The organism is Bradyrhizobium sp. SZCCHNS1050 (genome assembly GCF_032484785.1).
GTDB lineage: Bacteria > Pseudomonadota > Alphaproteobacteria > Rhizobiales > Xanthobacteraceae > Bradyrhizobium.
Genome location: NZ_JAUETR010000001.1, coordinates 4470526 through 4485681 on the forward strand (window position 1 = coordinate 4470526; position 15156 = coordinate 4485681).

The following is a 15156-nucleotide window of genomic DNA, read 5'->3' on the forward strand; positions in this document are numbered from 1 at the left end:
CATGATCCGCAATCCCTCCCAGCCGCGAGATTCTTCACATGTCTTCCTCCGACGCGACCCTGTCCTCCAAGGGCGGAGCGCTGCGCCCCATTCCCATGCTGATCTTCGGCTCGCGCTGGCTGCAGCTGCCGCTCTATGTCGGGCTGATCATCGCGCAGGGCGTCTATGTCGTGCTGTTCCTGAAGGAGCTCTGGCACCTGTTCGCGCACGCGTTCGATTTCTCCGAGCAGCAGATCATGCTCGCCGTGCTCGGACTGATCGACGTGGTCATGATCTCGAACCTGCTCGTGATGGTGATCGTCGGCGGCTACGAAACGTTCGTGTCGCGGCTCAATCTGCAGGGCCATCCCGACGAGCCGGAATGGCTCAGCCACGTCAATGCCAGCGTGCTGAAGATCAAGCTGGCGATGGCCATCATCGGCATCTCGTCGATCCACCTGCTGCGCACCTTCATCGAGGCCGGCGCGCTTTCGTCGGGCAAGTCGAACTACACCGAGACCGGCGTGATGTGGCAGACGATCATCCACACGGTCTTCATCCTCTCCGCGATCGGCATCGCTGTGGTCGACAAATTGTCGAATGCCGCGATCGAAGAGGCGAAGCAGGCGGGGCATTGAGCGGCAGCCTCGGGTTCCGTCGGTGGCCTGCTGACGTTCACAAGTGCCGCGGGCTATGGTAGCCCTGAGGCATGGTTCGGCAGCTGCTACTCCGTTTGCGCAGGCTCGTTCTCGTCGGTCTGGCGCTCTGCATGTTCGGCGATGGCCAAGCGAGCGCGGCTGACGCCGCCTTCACGCAGTTCATCAACTCGCTCTGGCCCGAAGCCAAGGAGCAGGGCGTCTCCCGTGCGACGTTCGAGGCGGAGACGCGCGGGTTGGAGCCTGACTACAAGCTTCCCGATCTGCTGCTGCCCGGCCGGCCCGCGACGGGGGCGCCGGCGCAGGCCGAGTTCGTGCAGGTGCCAGCCGACTACATCAAGGAAGCGTCGATCGCGCGGCTGGCCGCGCACGGCGAGAAGCTGATCCAGCAATATCGTCCGGCACTCGCCGAGATCGAGCGCCGCTTCGGCGTGCCGGGGCCGGTCGTGCTTGCGATCTGGGGCCGGGAGACCGATTTCGGCCGCTATGCGCTGCCCTACGATGCGCTGCGCGTGCTGGCGACGCAGGCCTATGTCGGCCGCCGCAAGGACCAGTACCGCACCGAGTTCATCATGGCGCTGAAGATGCTGAGCGACGGCGTGGTGTCGCGCCGCGATCTCAGGGCGTCATGGGGCGGGGCGGTCGGGCTCACCCAGTTCCTGCCGTCGGAGTACTACAAGCACGGTGTCGATCTCGATGGCGACGGCAAGGTCGATCTCTGGCATTCGGTGCCGGACGCGCTGGGCTCGGCGGCGCTGCAGCTTGCCAACAAGGGGTGGCAGCGCGGCCTGCGCTGGGCCTACGAGGTCAAGCCGCCAGCGACTGTCGACTGCGCGATCGGCGTGCCGGAGGTGAAGAAGCCGATCGGCGAATGGCTGCGCGCCGGCTTTGTCCCGGTACGCGGCCAGCGGCTCAGCGCAGCCGAGCAGCAGCAGCCCGCGTCGCTGCTGCAGCCTGAGGGCATCTATGGTCCGGCGTTCCTGACGACGGCGAACTACTTCGTCATCAAGGAATACAATTTTTCCGATCTCTATGTGCTGTTCGTCGGTCACCTCGCGGACCGTATGACGAGCCCGGCTCCGTTCGCGACACCATGGTCGGCGTCAAAGCAGCTTCGGAGCAAGGACGTCGAGGCGATGCAGAAGGGCCTGACGCGGCTCGGTCTCTACGGCGACAAGCTCGACGGCAAGGCCGGCATGCAGACCCGCGCCGCGCTCGGCGCATTTCAGAAGAAGGCGGGCCTGAAGGTCGACTGCTGGCCGAGCGAATCGGTGCTGCAGGCGATCAACGCCGCGCGCTGAGCGGCCGATTCGGTGCGAAGGCCGGAGCCGGCAGTAAAAAGCCCGGCCGCAAGGCCGGGCTTTTCGCATCGAGATGTATCGTCAGGATCAGTAGCAGACGCGAACCGGGCGGGACACCCAGCCATAGCCGTCCCAATAGCGCTCACGGCGCCACACGCACGGCGGCGGGCCCGGCGGAGGGGCTTCGACGTAGACCGGACCGCCATAGGCCGGACGGCTGGATGCGATCGCGCCGCCGAGCAGGGCGCCGCCGATCAGGCCGGCTGCCACGCCGGCACCCACGTCGCCAGCCTTTGCGGCCGGTGCCGTCACGCTCAGCGAACCGGCGATGGTCGCAACCGCAAGCACTGCGGTCAGGATCTTCTTCATGTTCCGAGATCTCCTGGAAGGCGCCCTCGCAGGCGCCGGGTTGGTGATTCACGCACGATCTGGGCCGTCAGCATCGTGAGAAAACACGACAATCCGTCAACCCTTCGTAAACTCTGTTCGACCTGATGCGACGGAAAAACGGTTTTTTCTGGCCGTGCCGGCCACCGCTCTCGAAATTCCGGTGCAAGGTCATGGAATTAATGAAGGTGAACGATCACTCGCAAACCCGGACGCGGCGAATCCGCCAGCCGTAGCCGTCCCAGAAGCGCTGGCGCTGCCAATAGCAGGCGTAGCCAGGATCGGCGACGTAGGCAGGCCCGCCGTAATAGGAGTAGCCCGGTTCGTAAGAATATCCGGGCCCATAATAATAGGGATTGCTGCCCGCAGCGATGGCGCCACCGATGAGGGCACCCCCGAGCAGGCCGGCAGCGACACCGGCGGCGACACGACCATTGCGCGCTTCAGCAGGAGCAGGGGCCAGCGCTGCGGTCGACAGCGTTGCGACGGCGGCCAGGGCCGCAAGAGTCTTCTTCATGACCTTAACCTCTCTCACTCCAGGTCGGCGGATCGCGTATCAAGCGATACGGCAGGTTCACACATCCCGCTTGAATGATCAATGAACGGGGGCGTCCCATTGGACGACCCAAGTCCAGGATACGTTCAATGCTGCATTGCACAAAATTCACTACCGCATTGGAGCTGGCATGACCCCCACAATGGCGATGGTCGTGGCGATCGGATTGACGTCGGCCGTCTGCTACGCGCTGTTGGTTCGTGCCGACCGCAGGCCCAACCGCCGTCGTTCGTCCGCGGACAGTACCAGCGTCGACTCCGACGGGGGGGGGGGGGTCCAGCTCCAGTCAGGGCGGCGGTCTCGCAAGTTGGTTTTCCAATACCTCGCCGGACGTCATGGGAAACCCGATCGACGGCGGAGGTGACAGTGGCGACGGTGGTGGAGGGGACGGTGGTGGTGGCGACTGAGTTGCGCCTGCTCGATCGCCGCCCACCATTGTTATTCGGCGGTAACTTTGATCTGCGGCAAGCTCGTACAGTTGGAGGCATTCTAGATTGATCGGGAAATTGGAATAGCTTCAAAAGCGCCGTTTTCCCTTTGCGCGGGTAGCTGCGGATGACTATCGATACCTGACCAAGGACGATTGGCCGGTTTCTCATGATTGTTTGTTCCTGCAACGTCATCAGCGATCACGATATCCGCAACGCGGTGAAGTCCGCGGACGAACTGCCGCGGAACCCCAAGCAGGTCTACGGTTGCCTGGGGTGCAGCGCGGAATGCGGCCGCTGTGCGCGCACGATCAAGACGATCATCGACGAGGCGCTGGGTCCCTGTGCTCGCGCCTGCCAGGCCGGCTGTCAGCACGGCCACCACCATGGGACGACACCGGTGAAGGCGATCGATGACGACCTTCAGAGCCGTTTCGCGCTCGCTGCCTGCTGACAGGCATTGCCGTCAGTCGCATCGTTCTCCGCCCGAAAAATGCACATGAACGGGGGTCGTCTCCGCACTTCGAACCTGTTATTGAGCGCCTGCGGCCTCTAACTTTTTCGGAGCTTATCCATGCAGGGCGACCCCAAGGTCATCGAATATCTCAACAAGGGATTGCGCAGCGAGCTGACTGCCATCAACCAATATTGGCTGCACTATCGTCTGTTGAACAATTGGGGCCTTCTCGACATGGCGAAGGTCTGGCGCAAGGAATCCATCGAGGAGATGGAGCACGCCGACAAGTTCACCGACCGCATTCTCTTCCTCGACGGCTTCCCCAACATGCAGGTGCTCGATCCCCTGCGCATCGGCCAGAACGTCAAGGAGATCATCGAATGCGATCTCGCCGCCGAGATCGGCGCGCGGACGCTGTATCAGGAAGCCGCAACCTATTGTCATGGCGTCAAGGACTACGTGTCGCGCGACCTGTTCGAGCAGCTGATGAAGGACGAGGAGCATCACATCGATTTCCTCGAGACCCAGCTCGACCTCATCAACCGCATCGGTCTCGAACTCTACACGCAGAAACACGTCGGCGGCCTCGAGAGCGAGCACTGACGGCGTCGGCGAGGCGGCAGTCCGCTTCGGAACGGGAGGCGATTCAGGGCTGGTGTTTCAAGCCTTGAATCGACCGCCCCTGACGTCGAACCCGCTCACGCGATGATGCCGAAGGCGGTGACGGGTACGACCCAATAGACGAGCTGCGTTCCCGCAAACGCGCTTCTGAGCCGCTCGAGGAGCCGCTCGAGATCCTCTTCCGGCAACACGATCCGCACGACGACCTCGTCGGCATGTCCTTTCACCCGCTCTGCAGCGCTCCGCAGCCGGACGCGCGCACCGTGTCCGGCTGCTTCCGAGGCGGTGAAGCCCGTCACGAGATCGGTCTGCTCGCTCAGATGGTCGAGTACCTCGCTGTGAAGTGCATCCGGCACGATCAGGGTCAGGCAGACGGCTTGGCTGCTCATGTGGCTTCCTTCGCAGCAGCGCCGTAGCGGCGATACAGGATCGGCAACAGGATCAGCGTCAGCAGCGTGGACGACAGCAGGCCGCCGATCACGACGATCGCGAGCGGACGCTGGACCTCCGATCCGGGCCCCGATGCAAACAGCAGCGGGATCAAACCCAGCGCCGTGATGCTCGCCGTCATCAGCACAGGCCGCAGCCTGCGCTTGGCGCCTTCGACCACGATGCGCTGCTCGGGGACCCCGTGAGCGCGCAACTGGTTGAAATAAGACACCAGCACGACACCATTGAGCACGGCGATTCCGAGCAGTGCGATGAAGCCGACGGAGGCTGGAACGGAGAGGTATTCACCGCTCGAGACCAGCGCGAACACGCCGCCGATCAGCGCAAACGGAATGTTGACGAGGACGAGCAGGGCCTGGCGCACCGAGCCGAACGTGGTGAAGAGCAGCACGAAGATCAAGCCGATCGCGACCGGCACCACGACCGATAGACGCGCGGCCGCACGTTGCTGGTTCTCGAACTGCCCGCCCCATGTCAGCCGATAGCCGGACGGCAGCGGCAGCTCGGCTGCGACCCTTTGCTGAGCCGCCTGGACGAAACCGACCATGTCGCGGCCGCGGACATTGCTGCGAACCACGCTCATGCGGTTGCCGTCCTCACGATCGATCTTCACCGGGCCATCGACCCGCTGGATGCGTGCGACCTGCGAGAGCGCAACATGCTGGCCGGACGCAAGCGTCAGCGGCAGCGCCGCCAGCATCGTCGGCGCCTGCCGCGTGGCCTCACCGCCGCGGACCAGGATCGGCGTCCGGCGTCCCTCCTCGAGCGCGGTGCCGATCGTTCGGCCTTCGATCTGCGTGCGCAGGGAGGCCGAGATCGAGTCCACCGTGAGCCCGAGCCTGCCCGCCTCCATCCGGTTGACGACGATCGTGTAGTACTGCGCGCCTTCGTTAAGGGTCGTGTAGACGTCCTGGGCTCCATCGATATCGGATAGAATCGCCGACAGTTTCGCTGCGATCTCGTTGAGCTTGGTGATGTCCGGGCCGAAGATCTTGACCGCGACGTCGCCGCGGACGCCGCTGATCATCTCCTGCACGCGCATGTCGATGGGCTGCGTGAAGCTGAGCGAGACACCGGGGAAGCCGGTCAGAACCTCGCGAAGCGTCTCGAGCAGGACATCCCGGTCGCTGGTCTGCCGCTGGTCTGCCGGCTTGAGCACCAAGAACGTGTCGGTCTGATTGGGTCCCATCGGATCGAGCCCGAGCTCGTCCGAGCCGGTGCGCGCGATGATGCCGGCGACGTCTGGCACCTTCATCAACGCCGTCTGCAGCCGGGCATTGATGGCGAGGGACTCGTCGAGATTGACGGACGGCAGCGTCTCCACGCTGACGATGACGTCGCCTTCGTCCATCGTCGGCATGAAGGTCTTGCCCAGCCGGGTGTAGCCATATCCCGCGGCAACGAGGCAGACCAGCGCCGCGATGATCACCTTGCGCTCGTTGCCGAGCGCCCAGTCGAGCGCGGGCGCATAGACGCGCTGCGCTGCGCGGATCAGCAATGGATCGTCATGCGACGCGGATGTGAGCACGAAGGATGTTGCGACCGGAAGCACCGTCAGCGCCAGCAGCAGCGACGCGGCCAGGGCGAAGATGATCGCCAGCGCGACCGGAATGAAGAGCTTGCCCTCCAGCCCCTGCAAGGTCAGCAGCGGAACGAACACGATGATGATGATCAGGACGCCCGAGGCGACCGGCTGCAGAACCTCGCAGACCGAGCGGTAGACGATGTGGATCAGCGGCGTGGTGCTTGCGTGATCGTGCTTTGCGAGATTGCCGACGATGTTCTCGACCACCACGACCAGCGCGTCGATCAGCATGCCGATGGCGATCGCAAGGCCGCCGAGACTCATCAGGTTGGCGGACATGCCGACAGCCCGCATCACGATCAGCGCCATCACGATCGCGAGCGGCAGGCTGAGCGCAATCACCAGCGAGGCGCGCCAATTGCCGAGGAACAGCAGCAGCAGCACGACGACGAGCACCGTGGCTTCGCCAAGCGCCCGCACCACCGTGCCGACGGCGCGGTTGACCAGCCGGCTGCGGTCGTAGAACACGTTGATGGTGACGCTGCTCGGTAGCGACGGCTTCAGCTCATCCAGCCGCGCCCGAACGTCGCGCACCAATTGTCCGGCGTTGGCCCCGCGCAAGCCGAGCACGAGCCCCTCGACCGTCTCGCCCTTGCCGTCTTTCGTGACGGCGCCATAGCGGGTGAGGGCGCCGATCTTGACCCGGGCGACGTCGCTGACCCGGATCGGGATTCCGTCGCGGGTGTCGACGATGATCGCGCGGATGTCGTCGATGCCGCGGATGCTGCCCTCGATGCGGACCAGCGCGCTGTCCTCGCCCTGGTTGACCCGCCCGGCACCGTCGTTGCGGCTGTTGGCCTCGATGGCTTTGCGAAACAGCTCGGACGAGATGCCGCGCGCCGCCAGCGCATCGTTCCGCGGCACGATTTCGAAGGCGCGAACATAGCCGCCGAGCGCGTTGACGTCGGCAACCCCGGGCACGGTGCGCAGGGCCGGGCGGATGACCCAGTCGAGCAAGGTCCGGCGCTCGGCCAGCGACAGATCGGGACTGTCGATCGTGAACATGAACATCTCGCCGAGCGGACTCGTGATCGGCGCAAGGCCGCCGCTCACGCCCTCGGGGAAGTCGCGCGAAATGTTGGAGAGCCGCTCCGAGACCTGATTGCGGGCCCAGTAGATGTCGGTGCCGTCCTCGAAGTCGACGGTGATGTCGGCCAGCGCATATTTCGTCGCCGAGCGCAGGATCTTCTTGTTCGGCAATCCGAGCAGCTCCAGCTCGATCGGGACCGTGATGCGCTGCTCGACCTCTTCCGGCGTCAGACCGGGGGCCTTCATGATGATCTTCACCTGGACCGGCGAGACGTCCGGAAAGGCATCGATCGGCAGGCTCGGCAGGACGACGGCGCCAGCGCCGATCACCAGCAGTGTGCTCAGGATGACGAAGAGCCGCTGCGACAGCGCGAATGCGACAAGCCGCTGTAGCATCTACTGCCCCAGTCGCGAGAGGATGCCGCGCAGCGCCGAGATGCCGCCGATGGCGATCTCGTCCTTGTCCGTGAGGGGGCCGGCGATGACGACGTGATCCTGATCCTCCGCGAGCAGCGTCACGGGGACGAGCCGGAAACCGCCTTCCGTGGCGACGAACACCGAGGTCTGCTCGCCGCGACGGACGAGGCCGCTATAGGGAATCTCCCATGCGCTTTCGCCTGCCGAGATGAAGCCGATGCGAGCGGCCGCCATCTGTCCGGAATGCAGCTCACCGTTGTTTGGAATCTCGGCGCGGACGAGAATGGTCTGCGTGGCGGCATCTGTCGTCTCGGACACCAGGATGACCTGGCCCGGTGTCGCATAGCCTTCGATGTCGACCTTGGCGCCGGTCTTGATGGCGCCGATGTTGGTCGCGGGGATCGCGATCTCGGCCCATAGCGGCGACAGCCGCGCAAGCTTTACCAGGGACGCGGCCTGCTCAAGGCGCTGGCCCGGCGATACCGCGATCTCGACCACGGACGCGGCGCGTGGCGCCGTCACGGTGAGTGTCGCGCTGATCGCCGCCTCATTGCTGAGCCGGGCGATGGCTTCGTCCGACAGCCCGCTGATGTGCAGCATCTGCCGTCGTTCGGCGACGACGATGCTGGCCTGGCGCGCTTCGGCCTGGCTCGACTCCAGCACGCGTTGCGGGATGGCTTTGCCTTCGAACAGGTCGGCGTTGCGCTTCAACTGCTGAGCCGCGAGTCCCTCCTGTGCCAGCGCGTGCAGGTAATCGCGCTGGAGCGAGACGAAGCTCGGACTCTCCAGCGTGAGCAGCGGCTGTCCGACGGTCACGCGATCGCCGCGGGCAACAGCGAGGTTGGTGATCATCCCCGCGACCGGCGCGCTGACGACCCATAGTTGAGGCGTGGGAATGACGATCTGCGCGGGATAAGGCAGCGTCCTGTCCATCCGGCTGGAGATCGGATGCGTCACGCGCACGCCGAGGTTCTGCGCCTGGCTTGGCGTGAGCTTCAGCTCATCATCGGCCAACGCAGCGCAGGACGCGACGACGAGAGCCAGCGCGAGAGACGCGCGGGCCAGACGGCCTGCGGACCGGAAAAACAATCGCTTGAGCATTTCGATCAGGAATCTTCGCGTTCATGCATGACGCATTCTGCACACTATTTCGGCCAATTTCCGTATTTGTTGACCTGCGTCAACAGGGGCCGGTCACGAGCCCGCGAGCCGAGCTGAAAATCTCGCTTGAGACCTGTCTTGTCGCTAACGACTCGCAGCAGTCGCAGTCAGATGGCGCACATGCGCATCATACCGCATCGGCGGGAACGAAACAGCTGATGATGATGTCGCCGCGGTGATGGACGTACCACACCACGGCTTCGCCGATCGGGTTGCCGCGGTCGCGGATGATGGCGCGTTCCGGCACTGGCATCCACCGGCCTTCGATCGGTACCCAATAGGTGCCGTCACGGACGTCATAGGTGGTGCGGTGGCCGTCGGAGACATCGCAGCATGGCACGCCGTTCGGCGCGATCACGCTCTTGAACCACGCGCGGATGTCGGGCGGGACGTTGTCGAACTGCCCGTTGTCGAAGGCGGCCGCGACGGTCGCGCAGGCGAACGAGCCGATCGTGACAGCGGCCAGCATCGTCCTGCGCATTCGTTTGCTCCCTCCGCCGATCTACATGCCGCGCTGCGGCGCCGTCGCCAGCAAGTCGCGCAGCGGCTCGGCGTAGAACTTCGCATTTCCGGTGGTCAGGTGGCCGCGCGTTTCGGCCGAGGTCGGGATGAGGAAGAGCTTGCCGTTGGCGACGCGCTTCATCGCGTCGACCGTGACGCCGGTCTCCGGCGGATTGCGCTCGTCGTCGGCCGAGTTGATCAGCATCACGGTTGCCTTGATCTTGTCGAGATCGGCGGACGGATTGTAGTCGTGCGACGAGTCCCACTGATAGATGAAGTCGTTGGCGTCGGTGGGGATCGGCGTGGCGAGCCGCTCCTCGACCAGCTTGTCGGCCTTGGCGGCGGTCGGTGCCGTGAGCTGGTAGGCGATGGTGCCGCCGGCCGAGGCGGTGGCGTAGGCCGTGACGGCGTATTTCATCATGCGCGGCTGCGCGGTGTAGTTGCCGCCGTTGTAGTCGGGATCGTTGCGGATCGTCTCCAGCATCAGCCGGCGCAGCATCCAGTTGCGGGCCGCCATTTCGGTCGGCTGCGAGGCCATCGGCACCGCGACGTCCATGAAGTCCGGATAGCGCGTGGCCCACACCCAGCTATGCATGCCGCCCATCGAATTGCCGATCACGAGCCGCAGGTGCTTGATGCCGAGCCCCTCGGTCAGCAGGCGGTGCTGCGCGTCGACCATGTCGGCATAGTCATAGGCGGGAAATTTCGTCTTCAGCCCGTCGGAGGGTTTTGACGATTTGCCGTGGCCGATGCTGTCGGGGATGATGATGTAGTACTTGCTCGCGTCGAGCGGCTGGTCCTTGCCGAACAATTCGCCGGCGAAGGTCGGCACCAGCATGCTTCCGCCTGAGCCGCCGGTGCCATGCAGCACCAGCACCGGCTGCCCGGTCGGCTCGCCGACGGTCGTATAGTGCAGCCTCAGCTCCGGCAGCGTCTCGCCGGTGTGAAACTTGAAATCCTTGACGACGAAGTCGCCCTGCTTCGGGGCGGGATAGTTGGCGGCGCGGGCCGGCGCGCAAACAACGACGACGGCGGCAAGAACGGCGGCAAGCGGTCGAAACATGGACTCCCCCTGATCATGCGCGACTCTTCCGGTCGCGTCGGGGGCATGATAGCACGGTCTGCGACCTGGTTCAGTACCGGATTGATGGGACTCATCATGTGCCGCAACATCAAGACGCTGTTCAATTTCGAGCCGCCGGCGACGGAGGCTGAAATTCAGGCCTCGGCCCTGCAATTCGTGCGCAAGCTGTCCGGCTTCAACGCGCCCTCGCAGGCCAACGAGGCCGCCTTCGCCCGCGCGGTCGAGGAGGTGGCCGACGCCGCGCGGCGGCTCCTGACCTCGCTGCAGACCCAGGCGCCGCCGCGCGACCGCGAGATCGAGGCGGCCAAGGCGCGGGAACGCTCGGCGGCCCGGTTCGGCCCGCGCTGAGGCCCATCGTGCCCTGACGGAGGGCGAAGCTCAGAAACCCTCGTCGTCGTGGTCGTCGCGCCCCTGGGCGTGCTTGTCGTGCTTCTTCTTTTTCTTGCCCTTCTTCTTTTTCTTCTTCTTCGGGAGGTCGATGTCGTGCGGATCGTCGTCCTCGAAGGCCTCGTCCAGTGCATCGTCATGCGTGGTGGCGGCGAAGATGTCGCGCACCGCGACCAGCTCGGCCTCGCGCTCATGCGCCTCGCGATCGCGGTTGCGCTTGTAGTCGTCATAGGCGGCGAAGATCTGCTCCAGCCAGGGCATCAGCTGATCGATCGTCGGCAGCGTGCCTGGCGCTCCCGGCTCGCCCTGCGGACCTTGCGGTCCGGCAGGTCCCGGCTTGCCTGGCGGACCGGCCTCGCCGCGGGGCCCCTGCGGGCCGGGCCTGCCTTGCGGACCCGCCTTGCCGTCGGGACCGGGCTTGCCGCGCTGACCATCCGGTCCGCGCCGCCCGGGCTGCCCTTGCGGGCCACGTGGACCCACCGGGCCCTGCAGGCCGCGTCCGGCCGGATTCCTTGCCACTACCGCAACTCCGCTACACGTCTTTGATTCGCAGCGAAGCCTAACAGAGCCGCGACGACGGCAGCAATTGCAGCAGGGCTGCGAGGCCGATTGATCAACATCAATCGGCGCCGCATCCTGATGAGTTCCACGCGATGGGATATCGCGTGGTCGCCGTCGGATCAGGCCGAATAGGCCGGCACCGCGATGCCGTCGGCCGTGTAGATGCGGATCTTGTTGCGCAAGGTACGCACGGGCATGCCGAGCAGCCTTGCGGCGTGGGTACGATTGCCGTTGCAGCGCGCCAGGGTCTGCACGATCAGCTCGCGCTCGATCTCGGACAAGGGCGTGCCGATCAACAGCGGCAGGACCTCCGCCGCGGAGCGCGACGGTGGCATGGCAAGCGGCACGAGTGACGGACTTGCGGCTTCGGATGACAACTCTTGCGACATAACTCCTCCCGATCAACGCCCGCGCCGCCACTGAAACGACGCGTAAACATCGAGACCAACTAAACATCCAGCCCGTAAATCACCGTGGTCGGACAAGGTTAATGGGGCCTTAACGCCGGCGTCCGGCCGCCTCCAGCGCGCCAAATACCCCGAAATCGCCTTGGTTCTGCGCGGGTCTCGACCCATTTCGCCGGCGGCCGGCGGCACATCACGGCCCGCCCGGTCGGCATGCCCTCCGACAGCCATCGTCAATGTCGGCGGCGGGCCGTTTGCATTGCCAAATTCCTGCGGTGAGAGCGCGTCATTTCGAACACACCGGCGGCGGCGCATGCGTGGTGCCGCGCAAAGGGCTAAATTCGGCCCGATCGATTCGCTTGGTGGGGCACGATCGTCACACACGGCCATCGAATGACCTCAAGCCCAAATTCACTTCGCTGGAGACTTCATCCATGACAATTGCATCCTCGCTTCGCGGTCTGCTGGTGGCACTGACGGCTGCTTGCGGCGCCGTCATTCCGGCCACGGCGCACGCGGATGGCGGCTTCATCACGCTGACCATCTACAAGGCGGGGTGGATCATCGGCGGCTCCGGCGGCAGCGGCGTGTTGAACTTCCACGGCCGCGCCTATCCGCTGTCGACCGGCGGCCTCGACTGGGGCCTGGTGTTCGGCGGCTCGCGCACGGTGCTGCGCGGCCGCGTCAGCAACATCTGGCGTCCGTCCGACGTCGAGGGCGTCTACGGCGCCGCCGGCGCGGGCCTCGCCGTCGGCCGCGGCGTGCGCGGCATCGTGCTGACCAACCAGAAGGGCGCGGTGCTGGAACTCTCGGGTGAACAGATCGGCCTCTTGGCGAACGTCGATCTGTCCGGGCTCGCGATCACGATCAGGTAGTTGCGTCATCGTCGTCGTCATCGTGGCTGCGTAGCAACTCACAACAGGTGTCATCGCCCGCCTGCGCGGGCGAGGACCGTCGTTGCGTGCTGAGCACTGCCAACACCATCTCTCTCCCTCGCTCCTGCTCATAAGTCCGCGTTCTCGCCGCACCGCGTGCGCGAGGGATGCATCGTGCGAGCCCCATCGAAAATTGAGAGGGGCAGGGAAGGCCGGGAGCTCGCCGCTCCCATGGTCCGCGTGCAACAGATAAGCACGCGGCAGAACCACAGGTTCGGCGGAGACATCCCGGCCTTCCCTGCGCGCATGGTCTGACGGCTTATACGTGGTCTCCCTGGCGCGCCGGCTTGTTGGCCGCCATTGCACGCGTCACGCTTCCGCATGAGCACGCACGTGATACCAGCTTCGGGGTATCAGGACATCACGACTTCACCGTACGTGACAGCCGCGCTCGTCGGGCGCAGCGATCACGTCCACCGCGGCCCACCTCCACGTATCGTGACGACGCGTACGTCCCTCTGCATGAGGCGGGTTGAGCGGAAACATCGTCCTGATTTGCCCGACGAGGCTGGGCAAGAACTCAGTGTTCACGGTAAGATTTGGAGGCATGACGAATCGGCCGTTCAAGAGCGGCGAGAGCCGCGATCAAGAGAGCCTGCTTCCGCCTCGGATTGAGGATTATGTCGGGCCGGACAATCCGGTTCGTGCGATTGACAGCTACGTCAACGCCCTCGATCTTGCCAAGCTTGGCTTCCGCCACGCCAAGCGGAGGGGATTGGGTGTCGGGCAGCCGCCGTACGATCCGGCGGACCTGCTGAAGCTTTATCTCTATGGTTATCTGAACCAGATCAGATCGTCGCGCCGGCTCGAGCGTGAAGCCGGCCGCAATCTGGAGCTGATCTGGCTGTTGAGGAACCTGAAGCCCGGCTATCGGACGATTGCGAACTTCCGCAAGGAGAACTGGGCTGCCTTGAAGGCGGCGAACCGTAGCTTCGTCCTGTTGCTGCAGGAGATCGGGCTGATCGGCGGGACCCTGGTCGCGGTCGATGGCGCGCTGTTCCACGGCAATGCCAGCAAGGACAGCATCTTCACGCGCGGGAAGCTCGCCAAACAGATCGCCAAGCTCGATGAGGAGATCGAGGCGTACGGCAAGTCTCTCGACACCAACGACGCGACGGAAGCCAAGCGGCCCGGCGACGGCAAGGATGACAACAAGGATGGAGGCGATGTCGGGGACAAGATCAAGGAGCTGATGGCCAAGCGTGAACGCGCACAGTCCGATCTGGAGAACCTGGACAAAGGCGACAAGGGACAGGTGTCGAAGACCGATCCCGATGCGCGGCTGCTGAGCAAGGGCGACCAGACGATCGCAGGCTACAATGTCCAGAGCGTCGTCGACGACAAGCATAAGCTGATCATCGCCAGCGAGGTCGTCAATCGCAGCGATACAGGACACCTTCATATGATGGCGAAGGCGGCCAAGGAGGGCCTCCAGGTCGAGGCGCTGCAGATACTGGCGGATGTCGGCTATTACAACAGCGGGGATCTCAAGGCTTGCGAGGATGACGGCATCACCGCCTATGTCCCGCTGCATCACGGCAATGGCAAGAAGCACGGTCGCTTCACGCGAGGTGACTTCACCTACAATTCCGCAACCGACACCTATCAGTGTCCCGCAGGCCAAGCGCTGCATCCAACGAAGAAGCTCTGGAAGAATACGAGCGGCAGGATGGAACGCCGCTACCTGGCCTCCGTAGCGACTTGCGGCATCTGCCTCCTCAAGGCGTCTTGTCTCTCTGCGAAGGCAAAAAGCCGCAGCGTCTCTCGATGGGAGCACGAAGAGGTGCTGGATCGTCACCGCCAGAGGATGGCGAGCGAACAGGCCGGCCGATTGATGCGCCGCCGCTCAGCCATCGTCGAGCACCCGTTCGGCACGCTCAAGTGCCGCGCCGGCTATCAGCACTTCCTTGTCCGCGGCTTCGACAAGGTTCGCGGGGAATGGAGCCTGATGGCGCTCTCCTACAACCTCACCCGCGTCCTCAACATTCTCGGTTTCGACGACTTCCTCGCCCGCATCGCCGAATGGGCTCTTGCAGCTCTACATGCCACTTCTGGCAAGGCAAGGGGCGCATGGGAGGCGATTTCGTTTGCCCTCATCCGGTTCTGGACCATGATGCAGTCATGGCTCGAAATTGCACCGCGCCGAGCCCTCTCAGCCCCCTAATTCGGATTCTTGCCCAGCCTCGACATGGCAAGCGCGCGGACGTGCGACAAACTAACACGACGGGCAGTTGGTGCATGGCGGGGATGCGGAGAT

General features: G+C 64.5%; 16 protein-coding genes. 7 read left to right on the forward strand and 9 right to left on the reverse strand.

Annotation, left to right across the window (positions count from 1 at the left end; genetic code table 11):
• The first annotated feature begins 38 nt into the window (after positions 1–38).
• Positions 39–617: a TIGR00645 family protein gene (locus tag QX094_RS20165; protein ID WP_315750243.1), complete on the forward strand. Its 579-nt coding sequence runs from the start codon at positions 39–41 to the stop codon at positions 615–617.
• Between the two features lie 131 nt (positions 618–748).
• Positions 749–1936, forward strand: a complete 1188-nt coding sequence (locus QX094_RS20170; RefSeq protein ID WP_315717841.1) for a lytic murein transglycosylase — start codon at positions 749–751, stop codon at positions 1934–1936.
• Between the two features lie 87 nt (positions 1937–2023).
• Here QX094_RS20170 and QX094_RS20175 read toward each other — a convergent pair whose 3' ends face one another.
• Entirely contained in the window at positions 2024–2305 is a 282-nt protein-coding gene (locus QX094_RS20175) for a hypothetical protein (protein ID WP_257169446.1), read from the reverse strand.
• A gap of 214 nt (positions 2306–2519) precedes the next feature.
• Positions 2520–2840, reverse strand: coding sequence for a hypothetical protein (locus QX094_RS20180; protein ID WP_315717840.1), 321 nt, complete (start codon positions 2838–2840; stop codon positions 2520–2522).
• A gap of 636 nt (positions 2841–3476) precedes the next feature.
• Here QX094_RS20180 and QX094_RS20185 point away from each other — a divergent pair.
• A complete protein-coding gene (locus tag QX094_RS20185; protein WP_315717838.1) occupies positions 3477–3761 on the forward strand; it encodes a bacterioferritin-associated ferredoxin in 285 nt (94 codons plus the stop codon).
• 120 nt (positions 3762–3881) lie between these two features.
• A complete protein-coding gene (gene bfr / locus QX094_RS20190) occupies positions 3882–4367 on the forward strand; it encodes a bacterioferritin (RefSeq protein WP_315717837.1) in 486 nt (161 codons plus the stop codon).
• Between the two features lie 95 nt (positions 4368–4462).
• Here the strand turns inward: bfr and QX094_RS20195 are convergent, their stop codons facing one another.
• The 5 genes from QX094_RS20195 to QX094_RS20215 form a co-directional block, all read right to left on the reverse strand.
• Positions 4463–4774: a DUF3240 family protein gene (locus QX094_RS20195; RefSeq protein ID WP_315717836.1), complete on the reverse strand. Its 312-nt coding sequence runs from the start codon at positions 4772–4774 to the stop codon at positions 4463–4465.
• Complete coding sequence (locus tag QX094_RS20200; RefSeq protein WP_315717835.1) at positions 4771–7845, reverse strand: CusA/CzcA family heavy metal efflux RND transporter; 3075 nt, start codon at positions 7843–7845, stop codon at positions 4771–4773. The genes QX094_RS20195 and QX094_RS20200 overlap by 4 nt, the downstream gene beginning before the upstream one ends.
• Entirely contained in the window at positions 7846–8967 is a 1122-nt protein-coding gene (locus QX094_RS20205; RefSeq protein WP_315717834.1) for an efflux RND transporter periplasmic adaptor subunit, read from the reverse strand. It lies immediately after the preceding gene.
• Between the two features lie 187 nt (positions 8968–9154).
• A complete protein-coding gene (locus QX094_RS20210) occupies positions 9155–9508 on the reverse strand; it encodes a hypothetical protein (RefSeq protein WP_409977983.1) in 354 nt (117 codons plus the stop codon).
• Positions 9509–9529: 21 nt separating this feature from the next.
• The gene (locus QX094_RS20215; protein ID WP_316188098.1) at positions 9530–10591 is read right to left on the reverse strand and encodes an alpha/beta fold hydrolase; all 1062 of its coding nucleotides are present in this window, start codon (positions 10589–10591) and stop codon (positions 9530–9532) included.
• Between the two features lie 96 nt (positions 10592–10687).
• On the opposite strand from QX094_RS20215, the gene QX094_RS20220 reads away from it, so the two are divergent.
• On the forward strand, positions 10688–10960 hold the full coding sequence (locus QX094_RS20220) for a DUF2277 domain-containing protein (protein WP_315717862.1): 273 nt from the start codon (positions 10688–10690) through the stop codon (positions 10958–10960).
• Positions 10961–10990: 30 nt separating this feature from the next.
• On the opposite strand, the gene QX094_RS20225 is transcribed toward QX094_RS20220, so the two are convergent.
• Positions 10991–11518: a collagen-like protein gene (locus tag QX094_RS20225; protein ID WP_315717832.1), complete on the reverse strand. Its 528-nt coding sequence runs from the start codon at positions 11516–11518 to the stop codon at positions 10991–10993.
• A gap of 161 nt (positions 11519–11679) precedes the next feature.
• A complete protein-coding gene (locus QX094_RS20230) occupies positions 11680–11949 on the reverse strand; it encodes a helix-turn-helix domain-containing protein (RefSeq protein ID WP_315717831.1) in 270 nt (89 codons plus the stop codon).
• A gap of 449 nt (positions 11950–12398) precedes the next feature.
• Here QX094_RS20230 and QX094_RS20235 point away from each other — a divergent pair, with 449 nt between their 5' ends.
• Entirely contained in the window at positions 12399–12839 is a 441-nt protein-coding gene (locus QX094_RS20235; protein ID WP_315717830.1) for a hypothetical protein, read from the forward strand.
• A gap of 532 nt (positions 12840–13371) precedes the next feature.
• On the forward strand, positions 13372–15063 hold the full coding sequence (locus QX094_RS20240; protein WP_316183803.1) for an IS1182 family transposase: 1692 nt from the start codon (positions 13372–13374) through the stop codon (positions 15061–15063).
• Positions 15064–15156 lie beyond the last annotated feature (93 nt).